General features: G+C 70.5%; 19 protein-coding genes. 9 read left to right on the top strand and 10 right to left on the bottom strand.

All coding sequences use genetic code 11. From position 1 onward, the window contains the following. From VF542_RS20115 to galE, 8 genes are all read right to left on the bottom strand, one after another. A partial coding sequence (locus VF542_RS20115; RefSeq protein WP_408653478.1) for an AAA family ATPase occupies positions 1 to 2057 on the bottom strand: 2057 nt, incomplete at its 3' end. Positions 2058 to 2077: 20 nt separating this feature from the next. Further along, positions 2078 to 3265: an exonuclease SbcCD subunit D gene (locus VF542_RS20110; RefSeq protein ID WP_408653477.1), complete on the bottom strand. Its 1188-nt coding sequence runs from the start codon at positions 3263 to 3265 to the stop codon at positions 2078 to 2080. A gap of 71 nt (positions 3266 to 3336) precedes the next feature. Beyond that, a complete protein-coding gene (locus VF542_RS20105; RefSeq protein ID WP_408653479.1) occupies positions 3337 to 5343 on the bottom strand; it encodes a beta-galactosidase in 2007 nt (668 codons plus the stop codon). Positions 5344 to 5369: 26 nt separating this feature from the next. Further along, entirely contained in the window at positions 5370 to 6269 is a 900-nt protein-coding gene (locus tag VF542_RS20100) for a carbohydrate ABC transporter permease (protein WP_408653476.1), read from the bottom strand. Continuing rightward, entirely contained in the window at positions 6266 to 7246 is a 981-nt protein-coding gene (locus tag VF542_RS20095) for a carbohydrate ABC transporter permease (protein ID WP_408653475.1), read from the bottom strand. Before VF542_RS20095 ends, VF542_RS20100 begins: the two co-directional genes overlap by 4 nt. Before the next feature lie 2 nt (positions 7247 to 7248). Beyond that, the gene (locus tag VF542_RS20090) at positions 7249 to 8574 is read right to left on the bottom strand and encodes an ABC transporter substrate-binding protein (protein ID WP_408653474.1); all 1326 of its coding nucleotides are present in this window, start codon (positions 8572 to 8574) and stop codon (positions 7249 to 7251) included. 155 nt (positions 8575 to 8729) lie between these two features. Next, on the bottom strand, positions 8730 to 9884 hold the full coding sequence (galK, locus tag VF542_RS20085; RefSeq protein WP_408653473.1) for a galactokinase: 1155 nt from the start codon (positions 9882 to 9884) through the stop codon (positions 8730 to 8732). Next, positions 9877 to 10905, bottom strand: coding sequence for a UDP-glucose 4-epimerase GalE (galE, locus tag VF542_RS20080; protein ID WP_408653472.1), 1029 nt, complete (start codon positions 10903 to 10905; stop codon positions 9877 to 9879). Before galE ends, galK begins: the two co-directional genes overlap by 8 nt. A gap of 121 nt (positions 10906 to 11026) precedes the next feature. Between galE and VF542_RS20075 the strand changes: the two genes are divergently transcribed. From VF542_RS20075 to VF542_RS20055, 5 genes are all read left to right on the top strand, one after another. Next, positions 11027 to 12349, top strand: a complete 1323-nt coding sequence (locus VF542_RS20075) for a hemolysin family protein (RefSeq protein ID WP_408653471.1) — start codon at positions 11027 to 11029, stop codon at positions 12347 to 12349. A 288-nt stretch (positions 12350 to 12637) separates the two neighbouring features. Continuing rightward, complete coding sequence (locus VF542_RS20070; protein WP_408653470.1) at positions 12638 to 14023, top strand: lytic transglycosylase domain-containing protein; 1386 nt, start codon at positions 12638 to 12640, stop codon at positions 14021 to 14023. 56 nt (positions 14024 to 14079) lie between these two features. After that, complete coding sequence (gene trpS, locus VF542_RS20065; protein ID WP_408653469.1) at positions 14080 to 15093, top strand: tryptophan--tRNA ligase; 1014 nt, start codon at positions 14080 to 14082, stop codon at positions 15091 to 15093. 5 nt (positions 15094 to 15098) lie between these two features. Next, positions 15099 to 15623, top strand: coding sequence for a 2'-5' RNA ligase family protein (locus tag VF542_RS20060; RefSeq protein ID WP_408653468.1), 525 nt, complete (start codon positions 15099 to 15101; stop codon positions 15621 to 15623). Positions 15624 to 15626: 3 nt separating this feature from the next. Then, a complete protein-coding gene (locus tag VF542_RS20055) occupies positions 15627 to 16745 on the top strand; it encodes a YhjD/YihY/BrkB family envelope integrity protein (protein WP_408653467.1) in 1119 nt (372 codons plus the stop codon). Here the strand turns inward: VF542_RS20055 and VF542_RS20050 are convergent. Next, positions 16654 to 17922 (bottom strand): D-alanyl-D-alanine carboxypeptidase family protein, encoded by a 1269-nt coding sequence (locus tag VF542_RS20050; protein WP_408653466.1) that lies wholly within the window; start codon positions 17920 to 17922, stop codon positions 16654 to 16656. The two genes, VF542_RS20055 and VF542_RS20050, sit on opposite strands and share 92 nt — an antisense overlap. A gap of 99 nt (positions 17923 to 18021) precedes the next feature. On the opposite strand from VF542_RS20050, the gene VF542_RS20045 reads away from it, so the two are divergent. From VF542_RS20045 to VF542_RS20035, 3 genes are all read left to right on the top strand, one after another. After that, complete coding sequence (locus VF542_RS20045; protein WP_408653465.1) at positions 18022 to 18264, top strand: SCO4848 family membrane protein; 243 nt, start codon at positions 18022 to 18024, stop codon at positions 18262 to 18264. Between the two features lie 135 nt (positions 18265 to 18399). Beyond that, on the top strand, positions 18400 to 19911 hold the full coding sequence (gene glpK / locus VF542_RS20040; RefSeq protein WP_408653464.1) for a glycerol kinase GlpK: 1512 nt from the start codon (positions 18400 to 18402) through the stop codon (positions 19909 to 19911). A 78-nt stretch (positions 19912 to 19989) separates the two neighbouring features. Further along, positions 19990 to 21684 (top strand): glycerol-3-phosphate dehydrogenase/oxidase, encoded by a 1695-nt coding sequence (locus VF542_RS20035; protein WP_408653463.1) that lies wholly within the window; start codon positions 19990 to 19992, stop codon positions 21682 to 21684. Between the two features lie 42 nt (positions 21685 to 21726). On the opposite strand, the gene VF542_RS20030 is transcribed toward VF542_RS20035, so the two are convergent. Then, positions 21727 to 22731 (bottom strand): LysM peptidoglycan-binding domain-containing protein, encoded by a 1005-nt coding sequence (locus tag VF542_RS20030; RefSeq protein ID WP_408653462.1) that lies wholly within the window; start codon positions 22729 to 22731, stop codon positions 21727 to 21729. A gap of 414 nt (positions 22732 to 23145) precedes the next feature. Here VF542_RS20030 and VF542_RS20025 point away from each other — a divergent pair, with 414 nt between their 5' ends. After that, positions 23146 to 24174: a BMP family lipoprotein gene (locus VF542_RS20025; RefSeq protein ID WP_408653461.1), complete on the top strand. Its 1029-nt coding sequence runs from the start codon at positions 23146 to 23148 to the stop codon at positions 24172 to 24174. Positions 24175 to 24253 lie beyond the last annotated feature (79 nt).

Here is a 24253-nt window from a genome sequence, read left to right as displayed (position 1 = left end):
GCTGCCGAGGCTACGGCCGAGCTGGCGGTGGCGGCCGCACCGAGCAGCGTGACCTGGCTGGTCAGGGCGGCCACCCGATCGGCCACGCTCGGGTGGTCCGCGCTGGCTTCGGTCACCACCAGCAGGTTCTCGGCGATGGTGGCCGACAACCCGGCGCAGCGCTCGGTCAGCCGGGTCTCGGCCAGCGCCGCCTGGTGAGCCTGCTCGGCTTGGGCGGCAAGCTGCTCGGTGATCTCGGCCAGTTCCCGGTCCAGGGCACGCTGCCGGTCGGCTGCCGCCTGGGCCGCTACCAGGCCGGCGCTCGCCTGGTCGAGCTTGGCCTTGGCGCGCTCGGGCGTCAGCTGCTCAGCCCTGATCTGCAGCTCGAGGAGCTCCGCTCGTTGCTCGGCCAGTTCCGAGCGGCGGGTCTCGACTTCGGCGCTCAACCGGCGCAGCTCGTCCTCGGCGGAGTTGACCAGCTCCTGGCTGACGTGGCCGTCGGTGGGCCGGGCCGGTTTCGGGTGCTCCAGCGAGCCGCACACCACGCACTCCTGGCCGCTCTGCAGGGCCATGCCCAGCTCGCTGGCGATGCTGGCTCGCCAGCTGACGCGCAGTGCCTCCAGCCGGGCGCGCTGGCCCTCGGCGGCATCGAAGAGCTCGTGTGCCAGCTGCTGGTTCTCGGCTGCGAGCCTGGCTGCGGCCACCGCCTGCCGCGCGGCGGCCAGCCGGGTTTGGGCCCGGTCCCGTTCGGCGGCCAGATCGGCCAGCCGGCCGGCGGCCAGCACCGCCTGGTTGCGCGCCTCGGTCAGCTCGGCCTGCCGGATCGGCAGCGCGGCCAGCCGTGCCGCCGCCTGCTGGCGCAGTTCCTGTTGCACCGCTAGTTGCTGCTGAAGCCGCTGGTGGTCGGCATGGAGGCCGCTCAACTGCCGTTCCCGGCGCACCGCGTCCGCGAGCGCGCCCAGCGTGGTCTGGCCGCTGGCAGCCTCGGCTCGCAGGCCGGCTTCGGGCAAGTCGCGCAGCGGCGCGGCCAGCCGTCCCCGGGCGGTGCAGGCCTCGCGCTCAGCCTGCTCGAACCGGGTGCTGGCCACGGCCAACGCCTCGGCGGCCGGCAGCACCAACAGCGCCCGCTCGGCCGCGGCGAGCTCCGCGCACGCGGCCTGGTGCTCATCGCCCTCAGCCAGCAGCCGATGCCGCTCGGCGCGCAGTCGCTCGCGCAACGCCCGCCGGGCAGCGAGGTCCTGGGCCCGCTGCAGCCGCGCAACGGACTGCGCCCGTACCTCGGCTGCGCTGGCCTGCCGCTCCGCGGCGGTGGACACGACGGCCTGCAACCGCTCGCGCACCCCGGTCAACAGCGCCGTCACCTCGGCGCAGTCACCGGACTCGCAGTACCCGGCCAGCTCGGCCACGACGTCCTCGGCGAGACCGGTGGCGCCGGCGAGCGCATGCACCGCCTTGCCCACCGCGGCGTTCGTGGTCGCCCGCCGCTGCTCGGCCGCTCGGCGTCCCTCGATCAGCAGCTCCTGGGTGCGGGCCAGCACCTCGGTGCCGAACAGCCTCTGCAGCAGGGCGCGTTTGTCATTGGTGCTGGCCTGCAGGAAGTTCGCGAACTCGCCTTGGGGCAGCAGCACGGTCTGCACGAACTGGCCGTGCGTGAGCCCCACCGCCCGGGTGATCTCGTCCTCGGTGTCACCCAGGCTCGCCGACAGCAGGACGCCGCCGTCCGGCTGCTCCAGCGAACCGAGCCGCCACAGCTTGACGGTCATGTGCGCCGGAGTGCTGCCGCTGCCCTTCTTCTTCGGCCGCTGGTGGCTCGGGGTGCGCCGGACCCGGTAGAGGCCGCTCTGCGTTTCGAAGATCAGCTCGACCACCGGTTCGGCGCTGGGCGGCGCGTGCTGGGACTTCAGCCGTTCGACCGTCGCCGACCGCTGCGCCAGCTTGCCGTACAGGGCGAAGCTGATCGCATCGAGCACGGTGGACTTGCCGGAGCCGTTCGGGCCTTCGAGCAGGAACAGCCCGCTCTCGCCGAAGCGGCTGAAGTCGACCTCGACCTGGCCGGCGAACGGCCCGATAGCGGTCATGCTGAGCCGGTGCAGCCGCATCAGCCACCGCCCGGTCGTGCCTCGGCGATGGCGGCGGCCTGGTAGGCCTGCTCGAACAGGTCAAGCTCCAGATCGAGCGCGGCTAGACCGGTGACGTGCTCGACGAAGTCGGCGCCGAGCTGGCGCGGGCTCGGAGCCAGCGCCGCGGTCGGCGTGCTGGTGCCGGCGGGCCGCGCGCCGGCCGGGAGGTGCAGCACCTGCAGGACATGCGGAAAGCGGGATTTCACCCGCTCGAACAGCTGGTCCGGCCGGGACCGGTCGGTGACGGTCAACCGGACCCAGTCCTCGGCGTGCCGGTCGTCGGCCAGCAGTTCGGCGAGGGTGCCGGTCAACTCGGCCATCGCACGCGGCTGCCGCAACGGCACGGCCGTCACCCGGACCGGGGCATCGGGCTCGATGTCGACCATCGACACCGACTTCGCGTGTCCGAGTTCGGAGAATGAGTACCGCAGCGGTGAGCCGGAGTAGCGCAGCGTGGTGCCGGCCGAGCCGCGCGGCTGCTGGGCGCCGTGCAGGTGCCCGAGCGCGACGTAGTCCATGCCGTCGAAGGTGCCTGCGGCGACGCTGTCGACACCGCCGACGACGATCGAGCGCTCGCTCTCACTGGGCAGGCCGCCGACCACGAAGGCGTGCGCCATCACGACCGACCGGGTGCCGGCGGGCAGGCTTGCCAGATCGTGGCGCACCCGCTCCATCGCCGCGGCCATCACGGCCTGGTGCGAGCGCTCCAGCGGCTGGCCGTCCGGTGCCAGCACGACCCGGGCCGCGTCGGGATCGAGGTAGGGCAGCGGATAGACCGCCACCTGAGCCGAGCCATCCGGATCACTGCCCAGCAGCACCGGCCGGCCCACCGAGGCCAGGTCGGTGCGCACCCGGAGCCGCTCGGTGAACAGCTCGGCACCGAAGCCGAGCCGGATCGCGGAGTCGTGGTTGCCGGCGGTGACGATCACGGTGCTGTGCTTGATCAGGTCGGCCAACGCGCTGGCGAACAGCGCGACGGCCTCGACCGGCGGCACCGCGCGGTCATAGACGTCACCGGCGATCAGCACCGCGTCGACCGGCACGCCGTCAGGCGGTTGGGCGACCAGCCGGCAGATCTGCTCCAGCACGTCTCGCTGGGCATCGAGCAGGTCCACGCCGTGCAGCGTGCGGCCCAGATGCCAGTCGGAGGTGTGCAGGAACCGCATGCAAAGAAAGCTACAAGCGGCCACCGACAGAAACTGCCAGAAACGCCCGGCAGCTCAGAACGCTCGAGGACTCAGTCGCGCACGACCCGCACGCCGCCGGCCGGCACCACCAGCGATCCAGCCTCGACCCGCTCGCCGGTGACGAGTTCGGTGCCCGAGAGCGGGACCGGAACCGGTTCGCCGGTGTGGTTGAGCACGAAGGTGTAGCCGGCGTCCTCGCCGCGGCGGCGAACCACCTCGACCCTGGCCGGCAGGCCCGCGAGCAGCGGCCGGACCCCGGCCTCGGCGAGCACCCGGGCCAGCAGGGCCGCCAGCTGCTGATCGGCCAGCGTGGTGCCCAGGTACCAGGCCTGACCGGCGCCGACCCGGTTGCGGGTGACCGCCGGCGAGCCGGCCACCGGGCCCCCGGCGTAGCCGGCGAGCTGCTCGGCGCCCTCCGTCCGGCCGAGTTCGGACCACACGACACCGCTGCCGTAGTCGCTCAGCGCCACCGATTGCCCCGCCAACAACGGAAAGAACTCCTCGATCCGGATGCCGAGCAGCTCGCGCAGCGCTCCCGGGTAGCCGCCCGGGACGATGTGGTCTGCCGAGTCGACGATGCCGGAGAAGTAGCTCACCAGAACCGTCCCGCCGGCCTCGACGAAGGCGGCCAGCGCTGCCGCGTGCTCGGCGGGGAGCAGGTAGAGCTGTGGCACCAGCAGCACCCGGTAGCCGTCGTAGGAGCCATCCGGCGGCACGAAGTCGCACCGAACTCCCGAGCGCCACAGTGCCGAGTACAGCTGCCGGGTCGCCGCCAGCGGGTCGACGTCCACCGAGGGATGGGAGTCCAGTTCGGCGGCCCAGCGTGACTGCCAGTCGTAGACGATCGCCACCTCGGCCTGCTCCACGACGCTGCCGGCCAGCTCGCCGAGCCGGCCGAGCACCGCACCGAGTTCGGTGACCTCCCGCCAGCGCAGCGAGTCGCGCCCGGCGTGCGGCAGCAGCGCGGAATGGAACTTCTCGGCACCGGCGGCCGAGGCCCGCCACTGGAAGAACAGCGCCCCGTCCGAGCCGCGGGCCACGTGCTGCAGCGAGTTCCGCTGCATCTCACCGGGCGCCTTGGCACGGTTGCGGGGCTGCCAGTTCACCGCCGACGTCGAGTGCTCCATCAGCAGCCACGGTTGGCCGCCGGCCAGTCCCCGCACCAGGTCCGCTGCCATCGCCAGCTCCTCGGCGGGGTCGCGGTCATCGACGATCAGGTAGTGGTCATTGGACACCACGTCCATCTCCCGCGCCCACCGGAAGTAGTCCAGCGGCTTGAAGAACGACATGAAGTTGGTGGTGACCGGATGACTGGAGTGAGCGCGCAGCACCGCCGCCTCGGCGCGGAAGCAGTCCAGCAGCTCGTCGGAGGAGAACCGCCAGAAGTCCAGCTGCTGGGTCGGGTTGACCCAGGTGCCGGACCGGCGCGGCGGCAGGATCTCGTTCCAGTCGTAGTAGCGCTGGGACCAGAAGGCGGTGCCCCACGCCTGGTTCAGCTCGGCCAGGCCGCCGTAGCGCCGGCGCAGCCAGTCCCGGAAGGCTGCCGCCGAGACGTCGCAGAAGCAGTGCGCGTTGTGGCAGCCGTACTCGTTGTGCACGTGCCACATCACCACCGCCGGGTGCTCGGCGTAGCGCTGGGCGATGGCCTCGGTCAGCGCGCCGGCCGCCCGCCGGTAATCGGGGTTGGACGGGCAGAACGCCTGCCGGGAGCCGTAACTGATCCGCACCCCGTCGGCGGTCACCGGCAACGACTCGGGATAGCGGCGGGAGAACCAGGGCGGCGGCGAGGCGCTGGCGTTGGCCAGGTCGACCCGGATCCCGGCGCCGTGCAGCAGGTCCAGCACCCGGTCCAGCCAGCCGAACCGGTAGTCGCCCTCAGCCGGTTCCAGCAGGGCCCAGCTGAAGATGGCGACGCTGACCAGGTTCACGCCGGCCTCGCGCATCAACGCGATGTCCTGCGCCCACACCGGTTCGGGCCACTGCTCGGGGTTGTAGTCACCGCCGAAGGCCAGCGCCGGCCGCCCGGTGTCCGACAGCCCTCCGGTGATCCGCCGCATGCCGGAGCCGCTTTCGATCATGCGGTTCAGCCCTTGCTCGCGCCGAGGGTCAGCCCGGCGATGAACTGCCGTTGCAACAACAGGTACACCACCAGGGTGGGGATCACCGTGATGGTGGCGCCGGCGGCGATCAGGTTGTAGTTGGACAGGAAGTCCCCCTGCAGGTTCTTCACCCCGGTGGTGATCGGCAGCCGGTCGCCGCTCTGGATGAACAGCAGCGGCCAGAAGAAGTCGTTGTAGATCCAGATGACTTCCAGGGTGCCCAGCGCCGCCAGCGCCGGCCGGCACAGCGGCAGGATGATCGCCCGGTACTGGCGCCAGACGCCGGCGCCGTCCACCAGGGCAGCCTCGGTCAGGTCCTCGGGCAGCGCCTTCATGTAGTTGGACAGCACGAAGGTGCAGAACCCGACCTGGAAGGCCACGTCGACCGCGATCACCCCGTAGTAGGTGTTCAGCAGGCTGCCGGAGTCACTGACCGAGTAGGGCAGCGGTGTGTGCTTGAACATCGCGTAGAGCGGGGCCGCCAGCACCTGCGGCGGCAGCAGGTTGCCGGCGGTGAACATGATCAGCAGGGTGATGTTGAACCGCCACCGGAACCGGCTCACCGCGAACGCCATCATCGAGGCCAGCACGATCGTCAGCAGCACCGAGGGCACCGTGATGATCAGGGAGTTGATGAAGTACGTCTGCAGGCCCGCCTGCCGCCAGGCGGTGCTGAAGTTCTCGAAGCCGAAGCTGCCCTTCAGGCTCCAGTAACCGTGCTCGTCGATGGCGGACTTCGGCCGCAGCGAGGTGAAGACCGTCCACAGCAGCGGGACCAGCCACAGCACCGACATGGCGATCAGGAACAGGTGGGTGCCGTAGTGCCGCCGGCCGGGATGCTGGGACCGGATCGGGTCACGGGCAGTAAGGACCGGCGCGCTCACTGGTCGACCTTTCGGAACGTCCGGATCAGGTAGAAGACGATCGGAACCAGCGAGATCACCAGCAACAGGACGGCCAGCGCGGAACCGACGCCGATCACCTGTCCCTCGCCGACCAGGTTCTGGATCACCAGGGCGCTGATCAGTTCCAGGCCGTTGGTGCCGCGGTTGATCACGTAGACGATGTCGAAGGCCCGCAAGGCCTCGATGATCGTGATCACCACGACGACGATGTTGATGGGGCGCATCGCCGGGAACACCACCCGGAAGAAGGCCTGCGGGGCGGACGCGCCGTCGATGGCGGCCGCCTCCTTCAGCGACGGGTCGACGCCCTTGAGGCCGGCCAGGTACAGCACCATGATGTAGCCGGCGTGCCGCCAGGTCGCGGCCACCAGCGCTGCCCACAGGTTGACGCTGGAGTTGCCGAACCAGTCCACCGCATGCGGCGTCCCGGCCGTGCCCAGCACGTGGTTCACCAGGCCGTCGTTGCGCTGGTACATCAGCTGCCAGATGATCCCGATCAGCACCAGCGACAGCATCACCGGGGTGAAGAAGATGCTCTGGTAGATCCGGCTGCCACGGATCCGCTGGTCCAGCAGCACCGCCAGCAGCAGCCCGAGCGGGGTGGCGACCACGCCGAGGAACAGCAGCCAGATGACGTTGTGCTGCACCGCCGGCCAGAACGGCGGGTAGTCCTGGGTGACGTAGCGGTAGTTGGTCAGCCCGGCCGAGCGGATGTTGGACAGGTCCAGCCCGTCCCACCGGGTGAAGGACAGGCCCACCGACAGCAGCATCGGTATCCAGATCAGCAGGGCCTGCAACAGGGTCGGCACGGCCACCATCGCGCCGAGCACCGCCTTGTCGCGGCCGGACAGCCGGTGCACCCGGCGGCTGCGGCCGGTGACCAATGGTGCTGACGCCTGGTCCGGCTGAGTTGGATCAGGCTGAGCCGGTGCGGCAACCAGCGGCAGGTCGGTCATCGCTATGCCGCGTACAACTGCTTGGCCTGTGCCTCCAGACCCTTGGTGTCGATGCTTCCGGTCTTCAGGAAACCCTGCAGGGCAGGCAGCACGACATTGTTGGCCATTGCGGGCAGAGCGTCCCGGTCGAGGAACTGGCTGATGTACTTGGCTCCCGCGATCGCCTCGGCACACTTCTTGTTCAGCGGGCTGAACTTCGAGGTGTCCGAACCCTTGGCGGTCTGCAGGTTGGAGGTGTCGATCGAGGCGTAGGTGTCCTGGCCCTGCGGAGTGCCGAGGAATGCCAGCAGATCCTTGGCCGCCTGGTTGTTGGCACCCTTCTTCGACAGCATCAGGCCGTCGATCGGCGCCTCGATCGCGTCCTTGCCCTCCACCGCCATGCTGGGGAACGGGAAGAAGTCGATGTCAGCCAGCACCGCCTTGTCGGTGAACTGTTGGGTCACGAACGAGCCGAGCAGGTACATACCGGTCTTCTTCTGGCCGAGCGCGGTGGCCGCCTCCTGCCAGGTCGCGCCGAGGGCAGCCGGGTCCTGGTAGGGCAGCAGCGCCTTCCAGTTGTCGAAGACGTCCTTGACCTTCTGCTGGTCCCAGGACTCCTTGTGCGCGCAGAGGTCGACGTGGAACTGGTAACCGTTGGTGCGCATGTTGATGTAGTCGAAGGTGCCCATCGCGGGCCAGCCGTCCTTGTCGGCGAAACCGATCGGGATCAGCCCGTCCTTCTTCATCCGCGCGCTCAGCGTCTTGAGCTCGTCGAAGGTGTCGGGAACCGAGTAACCCTTGGCTTCCCAGACGCTCTTGCGATAGAAGAAACCCCACGGATAGTTGTAGTTCGGCACGAAGTACTTCTTGCCGTCATCGCCGGTCGAGGCCTTGGCGAGGGCGTCGGAGAAGTTGCCGCCGATCTTGTCCCAGACGTCGTCGATCGGCGCGGCCAGGCCCTTGCCCGCGTAGAAGCGCATCCGATACCCGGCGAACCAGGTGAAGACGTCGTCCGGGCTGCCGTTGAGGTAGGAGTTGATGTTGTTCTGGAAGTCGTTGTGCGGAACGGTGTTGACCTTGACCGTGTTCCCGGACTGCTTGCTGAAGGCGTCGAAGACCGCCTGGTAAGCCCGCTTGGGGACGTCGTCGGAGCTGCCGGAGCCGACGCTGACCGACTTCGACGCCGACCCACCGCCGCTGGAGGAGGGCTTGCTGCCCCCGGTGCAGGCGGCCAGCAACGGGCCTATCGCGATTCCCGCGGTGCCGAGTCCGAGGCCCTTGAGCAGCGTTCGCCGGGTCGGGCCGGACTCGGCGGAGCCGGAGATGGACGGGGGCTGGGTTGGCGCCATGGTTCCTCCTGCTTGAGGGCTTGCTCGAGGGCTCCGCAAGACAGCTGAGCCTCACAAGTACTCGCCATTCAGCGGAACCGAAGGCCGGCTGTCAAGCGAACCGCCGAAGCCGGCGATAAAAATTATGCACAGTCATAGCCCAGGCCGGCGTAGCCTCAGTCGCTGAGTCGATGAGCTCCGTCGGCGGCGGTGACGCCGAAACTGACGGGCGCGATGTAATCGCGTCCGGCGTATGCGGCGGCCACCGCGAGCGCGGCCGCCCGGGCCTGGGCCGGTTCCATCAGCCCGATCACGCACCCGCCGAAACCGCCGCCGGTCATCCGGGCACCGAAGGCGCCGAAGGCCAGCAGCACCTCCACGGCCAGATCCACCTCCGGCACGGTGATCTCGAAGTCATCGCGCATGCTGGCGTGCGAGGCGGTCAGCAGCGGCCCGATCTGGCGCAGCTGGCCGGTCCGGAGCAGGTCCGCGCAGGCCAGCGTCCGGTCGTTCTCGGTGATCACGTGCCGGGCCCGCTTGCGCAGCGTCTCATCCGGCAGCCGGTCCATGGCGTCGGCGAGCTCTTCCAGTCCCAGGTCGCGCAGCGCCGGCACGCCGAGCAGCCGGGCCGCCTCCTCGCAGGCGCTGCGGCGCTCGCCGTACAGGCCGTCGGTGAGCTGGTGCGGAGCCTTGGTGTCGACCACCAGCAGGGTCAGCCCGGCCGCCGCCAGGTCGAAGGGAACCGGCTCGACCGCCAGCGTGCGCATGTCGCACAGCAGCACCCGGTCGCGCTCGCCGAAGATCGAGGCGAGCTGGTCCATGCCGCCGGTCGGAGCGCCGACGAAGTCGTTCTCGGCCTGCCTGGCCAGCGCCACCAGGTCCGGCCGGTCAAGGCCCAGGCGCAACTGGTCGTTGAGCGCCGCGGCCACCGAGCATTCCAGGGCGGCCGAGGACGACAGCCCCGCCCCGGACGGAACGTCGCCGTCGATGCTGATCGACATGCCCCGCAGCTGGTGGCCGCGTTCGGCGATCGCCCAGGCCACCCCGGCCACGTAGCCGGCCCACTCGTCCGACTCGGCCAGCGCGCCGGGCCGCAGGTCGGCCAGCGCGATCTCCACCGGAGCGTCCCGCTGGGCGGAGACCACTTCCAGCACCGGCTCGGCCAGCGGCGAGACGGTGGCGGTGCAACCCTGCGGGATGGCCATCGGCAGGCAGAAGCCGTCGTTGTAGTCGGTGTGCTCGCCGATCAGGTTGACCCGGCCCGGTGCCCGCCAGGTGCACTCGACCCGCTCGTCCTGCTCCTGGGCGGCAGGTTCGGGCGTGCTAGCCATGGTCGGCGCCCGTCGAGCCGGCGGTCTCGGGACTCAGTTGCTGGAAGAACTGCCAGGCATCGGCGACCATCCGGTCCAGGTCGCGGGTCGGCCGCCAGCCCAGCTCGGCCGCTGCCTTGTCGTTGGAGGCGATCAGCACCGCCGGGTCACCGGCACGGTTGGGGGCATCCACCGCCGGAGTCGGCCGTCCGGTGATCCGGCGTACCGACTCGATGACCTCGCGCACCGAGGAGCCCGAGCCCGAGCCGAGGTTGCAGATCAGGTGGCTGCCCTGGCCGTCACTGCCGTCGGCCTGGTCCCGGGTGGCCCGTTCCAGCGCGCGCAGGTGGGCATCGGCCAGGTCCAGCACGTGGATGTAGTCGCGGACGCAGGAGCCGTCCGGCGTCGGGTAGTGCACCCCGTTGACCTGCAACTGCGGCCGCAGGCCGGCCGCGACCTGCAGCGCGATCGGGATCAGGTGGGTCTCGGTGGCATGCCGCTCGCCCTGCGAGTTCTCCGGGGTGATCCGGGCGCCGGCCACGTTGAAGTAGCGCAGGCTGACCGCTGAGAACCCGTGCGCTCGCGCGTAGCTGGTCAGCATGTGGTCGACCGCGAGCTTGCTCGCGCCGTAGGGGTTCGTCGGCCGGGTGGGGGAGGACTCCAGGATCGGCACCGAATCCGGTTCGCCGTAGGTGGCGGCGGTCGAGGAGAACACGATCGTGCGGACGTCGTGGCGGCGCATCGACTCCAGCAGCGCCAGGGTGCCGGAGGTGTTGTTGTGCCAGTACAGCTCCGGGGCGGTGACGGACTCGGGCACCAGTGACTTGGCCGCGAAGTGCACCACCGCGTCGAACCCCCCGGCCGCCAGCACCGGGTCGGCCTCGGTGATGCCGGCTTCGACGAACTCCGCGCCGGCCGGCACCGCGTCGGCGTGCCCGGTGGACAGGTTGTCCAGCACGGTGACCTGGTGGCCGGCACTCAGCAGCTCGGCGGTGACCACACTTCCGATGTAGCCGGCACCGCCGGTCACGAGTACACGCATGGTGGCTGGAGGCTCTCCGCTCGGTTGGTGGTGACGATCGACCCTACACTCGCATATGAGTTGCCCGGCCGGACACCGATGAGAACGAGGGAGCGCGCCCAGCCATGAACGGCGCCCAGCTATGAACGGCACTGTGCTCAATGTCTGCATAGTGCTGGGGCTGATCGCCATCGAGGGCCTGTTCGTCGGCGCCGAGATCGCGCTGGTGTCGCTGCGCGAGGGCCAGGCCAGGGCGATGGCCGACTCGGGCCGGCGCGGCCAGGCGGTCGCCCGGTTGCTGGCCGACCCGAACCGGTTCCTGGCCGCGGTGCAGATCGGCGTCACCTCCACCGCCCTGCTGTCCTCGGCGTTCGGCGCGGTGACCCTGTCGGAGTCGGCCAAGGACGCGCTGGTCCGCAACGGGGTCGGCGAGACCCTGTCCGGGGTGATCGGCATCGTCGGGGTCACCCTGCTGATCTCGTTCGTCACCCTGATCATCGGCGAGCTGGCCCCCAAGCGGATCGGCCTGCAACGGCCCGAGGGCATCGCCTTGCTCTTCGGGCCGACCCTGGACCGGATAGCGAGGCTGTTCCGTCCACTGATCTGGCTGCTGTCCAGATCCACCGACCTGGTGGTCCGGGTGCTGGGCGGCGATCCGCACGCCGGGCGCGACAGCATCAGTGAGGAAGAGCTGCGCGGCCTGGTGGCCGCGCACGAGTCGCTGACCTCCGACGAGCGGCGGCTGATCGACGACGTCTTCGCCGCCGGCGAGCGCTCGGTCAGCGAGGTGATGATCTCGCGGACCGAGGTGGTCTTCCTGGAAGCCGGCATGACCGTCAGCCGGGCCGTGAAGCTGACCGGTGACTCCCCGCACTCGCGGTACCCGGTGATCGGCCAGAGCAGCGACGACGTGCTCGGGTTCGTCCACATCAGGGACCTGATCATGGGTGCCCCCGGCGTCGACCTGTCGACCGACCGGTCGCTGGTGGTCGGTGACCTGGTGCGCGAGGTCAAGGTGCTGCCCGGTTCCAAGAAGGTGCTGGCCGCGCTGAGCGAGATGCGCCGTGAAGGCCATCACCTGGCGATCGTGGTCGACGAGTACGGCGGGACGGACGGCATCGTGACGCTGGAGGACCTGATCGAGGAGGTCATCGGCGACATCCGCGACGAGTACGACTCCGAGGATTCCTCCGCCCGCCAGCTGACCGGCGGGGTCGTCGAGGTGGACGGCCGGTGCAACCTCGACGAGTTCGCCGAGTACGCCGGCTTCGAGTTGCCCGAGGGCCCGTACGAGACGGCCGGCGGCTTCCTGATGGCCAGGCTGGGCAAGCTGCCGCAGGTGGGTGACCGGGTCGAGATCAACGATCACCTGGTCCAGGTGCTCGAGGTCGACGGCCGGCGTGCCTCCCGGTTGCGGGTCGAGCCGCTGCCCGACCCCGAAGCCGCCGGGGCGGCGGCCGGCTGAGCCGTCGGCTGGTCACCCGGCTGAGCCGCCGGCTGGTCACCTGGCTGAGTCGCCGGCTGGTCACCTGGCTGAGTCGCCGCTGTGAGCCGGCTGGTCACCCCGGCTGAGTCGCCGCTGTGAGCCGGTAGGCAGTGGTAGCGGTCAGCGGCACCGGATGCTTTAGTGGCATGTATCGCCGGTGTAGAAATTCAGGTGCCGTTATTCCTGGTGAACTGCCACCGCCGGCCGATGATATTGACTGGATAGCCTGAAAAAGCAGCGCCAGCGTCGTTTGATGAGGATCCTTCTGTGTCACAACCGCGATACGCCCCCCGCCGGGCGCGTCTGAAGTTGTCGCTGACCCGAACCGTCACCGGTGCGGCCGCGCTCGCGGCGCTGGCCCTGGTCTGCGGGCCGGCGCTGGAGTCCGCCAGTGGCAGCACTGCCGCACCTGCCGCGGCCATCAGCACACCGGATCCCGTCACCGGCATCAGCACCGCCGAGTCGGCGGCACCAGCACCGGCACCGGCACAGTGGATCGGAGCGCTGCCGATCCGGCCGTCCCGGATTGCGAAGGTAGCTCCCGGAAGCACCGCTGACGCCCCGGCCATCGAAGCGGCCGTGTCCGGCCCACCCGGGGCCACCGGGGCGCTCGGCATTCCCTTGATGGTGCTGCGGGCCTACCACCAGGCCGCCGACCGGCTCGCGGTGGAGCAACCGTCCTGCAAGCTGCCCTGGTGGCTGCTGGCCGGCATCGGGCACACCGAGTCCGGGCACGCCGAGTCCGGCCGGCTGACCGCCGACGGCACCACCCGTGGCCGGATCCTCGGCCCGCGGCTCAACGGCGGGATCCCCGGCGACGCGATCATCACCGACACCGATCACGGCAGCTACGACGGCGACAAGGTCTATGACCGGGCGGTCGGGCCGATGCAGTTCATTCCCTCGACCTGGGTGCGCTGGGGCACCGACGGCAACGCCGACGGCAAGCTCGACCCGAGCAACATCTTCGACGCCACCCTGGCCGCCGGGCACTATCTGTGCGCCGACGGCCGGGACCTGGCGACCGCGGCGGGCCTGCGCGCCGCCGTGTTGAGCTACAACCACTCGGCGCCCTACCTGGCGACCGTGCTGGCCTGGGGCGCGGCCTACCGTGACGGTGCCTCGGCCCTGCCGGACAGCCCGTTGCCGGTCGTCAGCGACGTCACCAAGGTACGGCCGCCCAGGTCCAGCCGGCCCCCGAAGCCCACCACCAACCCGAGCAAGCTGCCGGCCCCGGCACCGTCGAGTTCGATGCCCTCGACTTCGGTGCCGTCGAGTTCGGTGCCGGGCAGCGCCAGCCCCCCAGAGACCTCCGCCACCTCGGGCAGCGCCGGCGCCAGCCCGTCGGAGACCGCCAGCTGCGCGTCGGCCAGCCCGTCGCCCACCGGTACCGCCTCCGGCACCACGGGCACCGTGACGGAGTCGACGACGGCCCAGTCACTGTCCGGCAAGGCCGGCACCGCAAGCACCGGTTCGGTCAGCGCCAAGCCCGGCGCCACCGGTTCGGCCACCGCCACGCCGAGCGCCAGCGCCACGGCCGGCACCGGGACGTCGAGCGCCAGCAAGGCCCAGTCAACCGCCCGGTCCCTCACCGCCAGCTCCACCTCCGCCACCGCGACCGCCTCGCCCACGCTCAGCCGCTGCACGCCATGACCTTTCCGACCGGCCGGGCGCCCAGCGTGCCCGTCCGGATGGAATGATGTGGTTTCGTGAGCAACCATCCGCGCGTCCTGTCCGGCATCCAGCCGACCGGCGAATCCATGCAGCTCGGCAACTATCTCGGGGCGGTGCGGAACTGGGTCCAGATGCAGGACGGCTTCGACGCCTACTACTGCGTGGTCGACCTGCACGCCATCACCCTGGACCCGCCGGAGCCCGCGGCGCTGCGCCAGCGGACCCGGATCGTCGTCGCCCAGTTGCTGGCCGCCGGCCTGGACCCCGACCGGTGCGCGCTGTTCGTCCAGTCCCACGTCCCGGAGCATCCGCAGCTGTCCTGGGTGCTGGAGTGCCTGACCGGCTTCGGCGAGGCCAGCCGGATGACGCAGTTCAAGGACAAGTCGGCCAGGGCAGGCGCTGACCGGCAGGGAGTCGGGCTGTTCACCTACCCGATCCTGCAGGCCGCCGACATCCTGCTCTACCAGGCCGACCAGGTGCCGATCGGTGAGGACCAGCGCCAGCATCTGGAACTCACCCGCAACCTCGCCCAGCGGTTCAACGCCCGCTACGGCCAGACCTTCGTGGTGCCCGAGGCCTACATCCCCAAGGCGGCGGCCAAGATCCTGGACCTGCAGGACCCCACCGCGAAGATGTCGAAGTCCCGGCCCGAGGCCGGCACGATCTACCTTTCCGACGAGCCGGCGCTGATCAAGAAAAAGCTGCGCCGGGCAGTCACCGACACCGACGGCGAGATCCGGTACGACCCTGAGCGCAAGCCGGGCCTGTCCAACCTGATCGCGATCCATGCCGCGTTCACCGACGCCGGCGTGGACGCGGTGGAGAAGGACTTCAGCGGCCAGGGCTACGGCGCGCTGAAGGATGCCGTTGCCGAGTCGGTGATCGCGTTCGCCCAGCCGTTCGCGGCCCGCAGCCGGGAACTGCTGGACGACCCGGCCGAACTCGACCGGATCCTGGGCAGGGGCGCCGAGCGGGCCCGGGCGCTGGCCTCGGTCACCGTGGCCGACGCCTACACCAAGGTCGGGTTCCTGCCGGCTGTCGTAGGCTGAGCGAAATGGGTAACCGAATCACGGTGGGCGTCGCTCTGGCGATACCCGAGCCACACGCCGCCGTGCTGGCCGGCTGGCGCCGCCGGATCGGTGACCCCGAAGCCGGCAAGGTGCCTCCGCACGTGACCTTGCTGCCGCCCACCGAGATCGAGGCCGACCAGCTCGAACTGGTCGAGAAGCACCTGGCCGAGGCCGCCACCACGGTGTTGCCGTTCACCATGCGACTCTCAGGTACCGGCTCGTTCCGGCCGGTCTCGCAGGTGGTGTTCGTGCAGGTCTCGGCCGGCATCGCCCAGTGCGAGCTCCTCGAACGAGCGGTGCGCCGCGATCCGATCGTGCGGGAGGTCGAGTTTCCCTATCACCCGCACGTCACGGTGGGTCACGATCTGGCCGATGAGTACCTCGACCAGGCCTATCACGGGCTGCGGGACTTCGTCGCCCAGTTCCGGGTGCAGGCGTTCACGCTGTACGCCCAGGCCGAGGACGGCACCTGGCGCCCGCATCGTGAGTACCCGCTGACGGGTTTCTGAGCCGTGCCGCTCCCGGCGGCGCTGACCGGATTCCGCTCCAGTGCCACCCGGCGCTGGGAAGCGCTCAAGCAGGCCCGGCCGGGCGTCGCGCACCTGGCCGCGGCGTACCGGCACTACAAGGACAACCACGGCAATGACCTGGCCGCCGCCATCACGTATTTCAGCTTCCTGGCGTTGTTCCCGCTCATCCTGCTCGGTGTCTCGGTGACCGCGTTCGTGCTGGCCTCCCGGCCGGAACTGCAGGGCGAGCTGTTCAACCACATCAGCTCCGACCTGCCCGGCGCCTTCGGCGACACGGTTCACCAGATGATCGAGGGTGCCATCGACAAGCGGGCCGGGGTCGGGGTGATCGGCCTGGCCGGCGTGGCGCTGGCGGGCCTCGGCTGGATCGCGAACCTGCGCACGGCGATCGACACCGTCTGGGGCATCCCGGCCAGGAAGCGGTCATTCCTGACGAGCAAGGCGGCCGATGCCCTGGTGCTGGCCGGCCTGGGGATCGGGGTGGTGATCTCGGTGGGCCTCACCGCCGGCGGCACGGCGGCCAGCAGCCAGGTGCTGCGGGGCCTGGGCCTGGACGGCGTGACCGGCGCCGGGACCGCCACCTGGTGCCTGGGAATCCTGCTCGGCGTCGCCGGCGACATGGCGATCTACGGCTGGCTGATGATCGGGCTGCCCGACATCCGGGTGCCCCGGCGGATCGCCGTGCGGGCCACCCTGCTGGCGGCGGTCGGCTTCGAGGTGTTGAAGCTGGTCGGGACGTTCTACATCGCCAGGATCACCGGGACACCGGCAGGCGCCGTGATCGGGCCGGTGGTCGGCGTGCTGGTCTGGATCTACCTGGTCGCCCGCTACCAGCTGTTCTGCGTGGCCTGGGCCGCGACGGCCGTGGCCGGTGCCCGCTCGGCCCAGCCGGGCCCGGCGAACGAGCTGCCGCCTGCGAACGAGCTGGCCCCGGCGGTGCGGGGACCGGGATCACCCAGCGCCGGCGGAGCCACGCCGGTGTCGCCGGCGGCGGTGGCGGCCGGGCTGCTCAGTGCGGGCGCCGCGCTGGGCGCCGGATCGCTCGCCGTGCTCCAGAGGTGGCGCCACCGAGCCACAGGCCGCCGCCGATCAGCGCGCTGACCGGCAGCAGCGCGGCGAGCGCCCAGCGCAGACCCCGGTGCGGCGGTGCCAGCTGGGCCAGGACTGCCGCGGCGGCAGGTGCCGCGGGCCGGTCGATCGCCTCGGCGCTGACCGGCCGGATCGCTGGCAGGCTGCCGGCCAGCACGCCCACCGGCGCAACGCCGGGCTTCAGCGCGTAGCCCCAGTCCAGCAAGGACCGGGCCTGCTGGAACTGGTCGACCGGCTGCCGCTCGTCGCGGAGCAGGACCACCCCGAGCCGGCGGCCGTGCCGCCGGGCGGCAGCGAGGTAGGTGTGCCGGGCAGCGTCGGTGTAGCCGGACTTGACGACCAGGGCGCCGGGCACCGTGGCGAGGAAGTTCCGGGACTGGTTGGTGAACTGGTAGGCCCCTACGCGGCCGTACTTGCTCTTCTTCGGCGGGAAGCTGGCGCTGGGCAGCCGGTCGTAGGCCACCAGCCGGGGCTGGTTGACGAAGGCCCGCAGGATCAGCGCCATGTCGTAGGCGGAGGTGAGCTGCTGCCAGCCGTCCAGGCCGGACGGGGTCTGCACGACGGTGTCATAGGCGCCCAGCCGGGCGGCGTCGGTGTTCATCCGCGCCACCGTCCGGGCCACCCCGCCGTCGGCCTGGGCGAGCGCGACGGCCGCGTCGTTGGCCGAGACCAGCAACAGCGCGGCGAACAGCTGGTCGACCGAGTACCTGGCCCCGGCCAGCAGCCCGACCGCCGAGCCCTCGGCCACGGCCGCCGACGGTGACACCGTGACCACCCGCCGGCCCGGCAGGTTCGGCGCGACGCTGAGGGCGGTCAGCATCTTCAGGATGCTGGCGGGCTGGTAGCGCCCGTGCGGGTCGCGGGCCGCCAGCACCGCGCCGGAGTCCAGGTCGGCCAGGACCCAGCCCTGGGCCCGGATGCCCCTGGGCAGTGCCGGGGCGTTCGGGGGGACCACCAGCCCGCGGCCGGCCAGCCGCGGGCCACCAGGCACCGTGCCGTCAGGTGCCAGGCCCCCGGCCGGCGGGTGCGGGTCCGGAGCGCCGGGCGAGATCTCGGCGGAGGTCGGCTTGGGCGCCATCGGCGGGTCGGCCAGCGCCGTGCCGGCAGGACCTGCCAGCAGCGCCAGCGAGGTGATCACCACGAGCGCCAGCCCGGCCGCGCCGCGGCTCCGGCCCTGCTGACCTCGCACCGGCACAGGTTACCCAGCGCAGGGTCCGCCCAGTCAACGACAAGCCGTGCTCACCGACCGTGTTCGGCAGACCGCGAGGCCGGAGAAGATAATGGCGACATGCGGCTGACCAGGCGGGTGTCGGGATTCCTGATCGGCTTCGGCATCTGGTCCTGGATCATCTGGCCGACCTTCCTGAAGAACATCTGGCAGGACGAGCGGTCCTGGCAGGACGGTCCGACCGGTTTCTTCGGAGTGCACCTGGTGCTGACGGTGGTGTCATTGGCGCTCGGTACGGCCATCGGCTGGCTCGGAGTCCGGGGCTGGCTGGCCGCCAGAGCTGTCGCGGCCCAGCACTCGTAGGCACCACAGCACTCGTAGGCACCACAGCGCTCGTAGGCACCACAGCACTCGTAGGCACCACAGCACTCGTAGACACCGCAGCACTCGTAGACACCGCAGCACTCGTAGACACTGGCAGAAGGAGGAGAGAAGCGGATGGCCGACTTCGTCGCGGCGATCGACCAGGGCACCACCAGCACCCGGTGCATGATCTTCGACCACGGCGGCAACGAGCGGGCCAAGCACCAGCTCGAACACTCCCAGATCCTGCCGCGGGCCGGCTGGGTGGAACACGACCCGGTGGAGATCTGGCAGCGCACCGGGGCGGTGCTGCAGGCCGCCCTGGACGCCGCCGGGCTCGGCGCGGGTGACATCGCGGCGCTGGGCATCACCAACCAGCGCGAGACGGCGGTGGTCTGGAACCGCCGGACCGGGCGTCCTTATTACAACGCCATCGTCTGGCAGGACACCCGCACCGACCGGATCGCGGCCACCCTGGAACGCGACGGGCGCGGCGAGGTGATCCGGGCCAGGGCCGGCCTGCCGCCGGCCACCTACTTCTCCGGCGCGAAGATCCAGTGGATCCTGGACAACGTCGACGGCGTCCGGGACGCGGCGGAGTCCGGCGAGGCGGTGTTCGGAAACACCGACAGCTGGCTGCTGTGGAACCTGACCGGCGGCGCCTCCGGCGGGGTGCACCTCACCGACGTCACCAATGCCAGCCGCACGATGCTGATGGACCTGCGCACCCTGGACTGGGATGAGGAGTTGCTGTCGTTCTTCGGCATCCCGCGGGCGATGCTGCCCGAGATCCGGCCGTCCTCGGACCCCGCAGGCTACGGCGAGGTCACGCTGGGGCCGGCGGCCGGAATCGCGTTGACCGGTGATCTCGGCGACCAGCAGGCCGCCACCGTCGGCCAGGTCTGCTTCGCCCCGGGCGAGGCCAAGAACACCTACGGGACCGGCAACTTCCTGCTGCTCAATACCGGCACCGAGCCGGTGGTGAGCGAGCACGGGCTGCTGACGACGGTGTGCTACCAGTTCGGCGGTGACCGGCCGGTCTACGCGCTGGAGGGCTCCATCGCGGTGACCGGCTCGGCCGTGCAGTGGCTGCGCGATCAGCTCGGCATCATCTCCGACGCGGCCGAGGTCGAGTCGCTGGCAGCCCGGGTCCAGGACGCCGGCGGGGCCTACTTCGTCCCGGCCTTCTCGGGCCTGTTCGCCCCGTACTGGCGATCCGATGCCCGGGGCGTGATCGTCGGGCTGTCGCGCTACCACACCGGCGGGCATCTGGCGCGAGCTACCCTGGAGGCGATCTGCTACCAGAGCCGTGATGTGATCGAGGCGATGGCGCGAGATTCCGGGGTGAGCCTGGACGTGCTGAAGGTCGACGGCGGCGTGACCGCCAACAGCCTGTGCATGCAATTGCAAGCCGACATCCTCGGGGTGCCGGTCAGCCGTCCGGTGGTTGCCGAGACCACCGCACTGGGCGCTGCGTACGCGGCGGGGTTGGCGGTCGGATTCTGGAAGGACACCGATGAACTCAGGGCGAACTGGAACCAGGCCAAGCGCTGGTCGCCGGCCTGGAACGACCAGCAGCGCTCCGATGGCTACGCCGGCTGGCAACGGGCGATCGCGCGCACCCTGGACTGGGTCGAGGTCGGCTGAGCCGAGCTCAGCGGCGGGCGTGCTGCCCGCCGCCGGGTTGCCGGCTGCCGGCGGGGCCGGCCGATGAGCGGCAGGGCGATGTCGCCACAGAACCGCAGCGCCGCGCTGGCCGCGATGCGCACCGCGCCCGAGCTCGACGTGCTGATCGTCGGCGGCGGGGTGGTGGGCGCCGGGGCGGCCCTGGACGCGGTGACCCGGGGACTCTCGACCGCGATCGTCGAGGCGCGGGACTGGGCCAGTGGCACCTCCAGCCGCTCCAGCAAGCTGATCCACGGCGGCCTGCGCTACCTGGAGATGCTGGACTTCGGCCTGGTGCGCGAGGCTCTGCACGAGCGCGGCCTGCTCACCCAGCACATCGCCCCGCACCTGATCCGGCCGGTGCCGTTCCTGTACCCGCTGACCCACCGGCTGTGGGAGCGTCCCTACGTCGGGGCCGGCGTGCTGCTCTACGACACCCTGGGCACGGCCGGCGGCAGCTCCCGCGGGCTGCCGCACCACCGGCACTTCAGCAAGCGCCGGGCGCTGCGGGAGGCGCCGTGCCTGGCGCCGGACTCGCTCACCGGGGCGGTGCAGTACTGGGACGCCCAGGTCGATGACGCCCGGCACACCATGACCGTGGTGCGCACCGCGGTCGCCTTCGGCGCGCTGGCTGCCAATCGCACCCGGGTGCTCGACTTCCGCCATCAGGGCGGCCGGGTGACCGGGGCCCGGCTGGTGGACCTGGAGACCGGGGAAGAGTTCGACGTCCGGGCCAAGCAGGTCATCAACGCCACCGGGGTCTGGACCGATGAGACCCAGCAGCTGGCCGACACCCGGGGCCAGTTCCACGTCCGGGCGTCCAAGGGCGTGCACCTGGTGGTGCCCAGGGACCGGTTGCAGTCGAGCACCGGCCTGATCCTGCGTACCGAGACCAGCGTGCTGTTCGTGATCCCCTGGGGCCGGCACTGGATCATCGGCACCACCGACACCGACTGGAACCTCGACCTGGCCCACCCGGCGGCCAGTGCCCGCGACATCGACTACCTGCTCGACCAGGTGAACTCGGTGCTGTCCTCGCCGCTGACCCGGGCCGACGTGGAGGGTGTCTACGCCGGGCTCCGGCCGTTGCTGTCGGGGGAGTCCGAGCTGACCTCGAAGCTGTCCCGGGAGCACGTGGTCGGGCATCCGGTGCCCGGGCTGGTGGTGATCGCCGGCGGCAAGTACACCACCTACCGGGTGATGGGCAAGGACGCCGTGGACGAGGCGGTGCGGGCGATGGACGGCAAGGTGCCCGACTCGGTGACCGACAAGATCCCGCTGGTCGGGGCCGAGGGCTGGGAAGGGGTGCGCAACCAGCGCCATCACCTGGCCGCCCGGTCCGGCCTGCACGTCGTGCGCATCGACCATCTGCTCGGGCGCTACGGCAGCCTGGTGCACGAGGTGCTGGACCTGATCGCCGCCGACCCGTCGCTGGCCGAGCCGCTGCCCGGTTGCGATGACTACCTGGGCGCCGAGGCGGTCTACGCCGTGACGCACGAGGGGGCCCGCCACCTGGACGACGTGCTGGCCCGGCGCACCCGGGCCTCGATCGAGGCCTGGGACCGGGGCGTGTCGGCCGCGCCGGTGGTCGCCTCGCTGATGGCCGCCCACCTCGGCTGGGACGAGGCGCACACCGCGACCGAGGTGGAGCACTACCTGGCCCGGGTCGCCGCTGAGCGGGAGTCCCAGGAGCAGCCCGACGACGCCACCGCCGACGCCGCCCGGCTCGGTGCCGCCGACATCGTCCCGGTCTGAGCGACCCGGCCAGGCTGCGACGACCTTCTCCCGGCTTGACGGCTAGGCGATGCTGAGCACCTGACCCGGCTCGATGTGGTCGGACGTGAGGTGGTTGGCGCACATGATCGAGGTGGCGGTGATCCACGCCTGCGGGTACTTCCGGGCGATCGAGGTGAGGTTGTCGCCGCGCTCGACCGTGTACCGGATGCCGGTCGGGTGGATGGCCGGCGCGGGCGCCTGCTGGTCGATGTGCAGCACCTGGCCGGGCAGGATCAGGTCCCGGTTGCTGATGTGGTTCAGGCACACCAGCTGGTCAACGCTGACCCCGAACCGCCCGGCGATCTGCGACAGCGTTTCGCCTTTGCAGACGGTCCACACCCGGCACGGCCTGATCGGCTGCGGCGGGGTCGGCTCCGGGCTGACCTTGGCCCCCGCGAACCCGGCCGGCCCGGGTGGGCCCTTGACCTGCTGCTTCCAGGCGTCGATGTAGGCGGCTGCCAGGTCCTCGTCGGCGCTCTTGCCGAACCAGTAGCTGCCGTCCTGGTAGAGCACGATCCGGGGGTCTCTGAACCCGTTCGACCAGGCGAGGGTCTGCCAGCCGTACTTGGCCAGCTTGCGGTCGAGGATGCGCTTGACGACGTGGTAGCCGGAGTAGACGCCGACGTCGTAGTAGCCGGCGAGCACCTTGCCGACCTCGCCGAAGTAGGCATCGATGTGAGCCCAGTTGTTGACGCCGGTGTCGTGGGAGAAGTAGATGCACGCGCCTCTGGGGTAGCCCAGCGCCTTGGCCTGCTTCATCGCTTCCGCGGCGTCGTGGTGGCCGGCCTGCGCGCCTTCGTTGCAGCGGCCCTCGTACCACTCCCAGTTCAGGGCAAGGTCGAGACCGGCGGCGAAGATCCGGTCCCGCTCTGCCGGGGTGATGATCTTGCCGCGGGTCTTGTCGGTGACGACGGACAGGTAGCGCAGGACACCGGTCGCGCCCTCGCGCTTGGCCTGCCGCAGGTCGGGGCGCGCGAAGGAGTAGTCGAGCCAGACGCGGGGCAGCGGTACGGCGGACCCGGACACGTTGGTCAGCCTCCTAGCCGGCAGTCGGTGCGATGGTGTGGTTCTCCAGCCTCTGAGCTTGATTTTGCCGCCATGACGGCTCCTTACCTAGTGCCAATTCAAGACGGGGGGAATACCCAGCCTCACCAGTCCAGAGGATGGCTGGACCGGGCTGATACGCGGCCGCCGAACTACCTGCGCCTTGGCGCTGGCAGCCTGCGGGGGCGGCCGGCACCAGGCGCCGGCGCTGCTGCGACCACACAACAATGTGATGACAACCGGGCCCGCCGTTCGGGCGTCGATATCGCGACCGGCTACCGTAGCGCCGGTCGGAGGCGCTGTGCCTCCTGGCACATCGATTCATGAGGGAGAGTTCTCTTGCGCCGACTCAGTTCATATCGGGTGGCCGCGGTCGCCGCCGTCGCGGCGTCTGCGATGCTGCTGACCGCGTGCGGCAGTGACGAACCGACCACCAACCCGCCCGCAAATTCCGGTTCGGCCGGTTCGTCCAGCTCGGCTGCGGGCGGCAGCGGCCTGAAGATCGGCCTGGCGTACGACATCGGTGGCCGGGGCGACAAGTCCTTCAACGACTCGGCAGCGGCCGGCCTCGACGCCGCCAAGAAGAAGTACGGCCTTGCCGACGCCGACGTCAAGGAACTCGAGGCGGCCCAGGGCGAGGCCGAGGCCGACAAGGAGGCCCGGCTCACCCAGCTGGCCGACAACGGCTTCACCAGCATCATCGCGGTGGGCTTCGCCTACGCCAACGCCATCAAGGCCGTCGTGCCCAAGTACCCCAACGTCAAGTTCGCCATCATCGACGACAACTCCGTCCAGGCGCCCAACCTGGCCGACCTGACCTTCGCCGAGGAGCAGGGCTCCTTCCTGGTCGGCGCGATCGCCGCCCTCAAGAGCACCAAGCACCACGTCGGGTTCATCGGTGGCGTCAACGTCTCGCTGATCCAGAAGTTCCAGGCCGGCTTCGACGCCGGGGCCAAGGCTGCCGACCCGTCGGTCAAGCTCGAGAACAAGTACCTGACCCAGCCGCCGGACTTCGGCGGATTCAACGACCCGACCAAGGGTGAGACGGCCGCCAACGGCATCTACGACGCCGGCGCCGACGTCATCTTCGCCGCCGCAGGCGGCTCGGGCAGCGGCGTGTTCAAGGCTGCCAAGGCCAAGGGCGCGCTGGCCATCGGCACCGACTCCGACCAGTACCAGTCGGCCGCTCCGGACGTCAAGGACGTCGTCATCTCCTCGATGCTCAAGCGGGTCGACGTGGCCGTCGGCAAGTTCATCGACTCGGTGAAGGACGGCAGCTTCAAGGCGGGTAACACCATCTTCGACCTCAAGGCCGGTGGCGTGGACTACTCCACGTCCGGCGGCAAGATCGATGACATCAAGGCCAAGGTCGACGACTTCAAGCAGAAGATCATCGACGGCTCGATCACGGTTCCCACCAAGTAAGAAGCACGCCGACGCGGGTTTGTGCCGGTTTCGCACGCGCAGTAACTCCCGCGGTTGTCGACGGGCCCGAGGTGACTCG

This window comes from Jatrophihabitans sp. (genome assembly GCF_036389215.1).
Taxonomy (GTDB): Bacteria; Actinomycetota; Actinomycetes; order Mycobacteriales; family Jatrophihabitantaceae; genus Jatrophihabitans_A.
The sequence above is the reverse complement of the archived record's forward strand: the minus strand, read 5'-3'. Positions and strand labels throughout refer to the sequence as shown.

What these genes read in the sequence shown, in the direction of transcription:
- VF542_RS20110 (WP_408653477.1), bottom strand. Translation starts at nt 3,265, where the DNA reads ATGCGGTTCCTGCACACCTCCGACTGGCATCTGGGCCGCACGCTGCAC.
- VF542_RS20105 (WP_408653479.1), bottom strand. Translation starts at nt 5,343, where the DNA reads ATGCGGCGGATCACCGGAGGGCTGTCGGACACCGGGCGGCCGGCGCTG.
- VF542_RS20095 (WP_408653475.1), bottom strand. Translation starts at nt 7,246, where the DNA reads ATGACCGACCTGCCGCTGGTTGCCGCACCGGCTCAGCCTGATCCAACT.
- VF542_RS20090 (WP_408653474.1), bottom strand. Translation starts at nt 8,574, where the DNA reads ATGGCGCCAACCCAGCCCCCGTCCATCTCCGGCTCCGCCGAGTCCGGC.
- galK (WP_408653473.1), bottom strand. Translation starts at nt 9,884, where the DNA reads ATGGCTAGCACGCCCGAACCTGCCGCCCAGGAGCAGGACGAGCGGGTC.
- galE (WP_408653472.1), bottom strand. Translation starts at nt 10,905, where the DNA reads ATGCGTGTACTCGTGACCGGCGGTGCCGGCTACATCGGAAGTGTGGTC.
- VF542_RS20075 (WP_408653471.1), top strand. Translation starts at nt 11,027, where the DNA reads ATGAACGGCACTGTGCTCAATGTCTGCATAGTGCTGGGGCTGATCGCC.
- VF542_RS20060 (WP_408653468.1), top strand. Translation starts at nt 15,099, where the DNA reads ATGGGTAACCGAATCACGGTGGGCGTCGCTCTGGCGATACCCGAGCCA.
- VF542_RS20045 (WP_408653465.1), top strand. Translation starts at nt 18,022, where the DNA reads ATGCGGCTGACCAGGCGGGTGTCGGGATTCCTGATCGGCTTCGGCATC.
- glpK (WP_408653464.1), top strand. Translation starts at nt 18,400, where the DNA reads ATGGCCGACTTCGTCGCGGCGATCGACCAGGGCACCACCAGCACCCGG.
- VF542_RS20035 (WP_408653463.1), top strand. Translation starts at nt 19,990, where the DNA reads ATGTCGCCACAGAACCGCAGCGCCGCGCTGGCCGCGATGCGCACCGCG.
- VF542_RS20025 (WP_408653461.1), top strand. Translation starts at nt 23,146, where the DNA reads ATGCTGCTGACCGCGTGCGGCAGTGACGAACCGACCACCAACCCGCCC.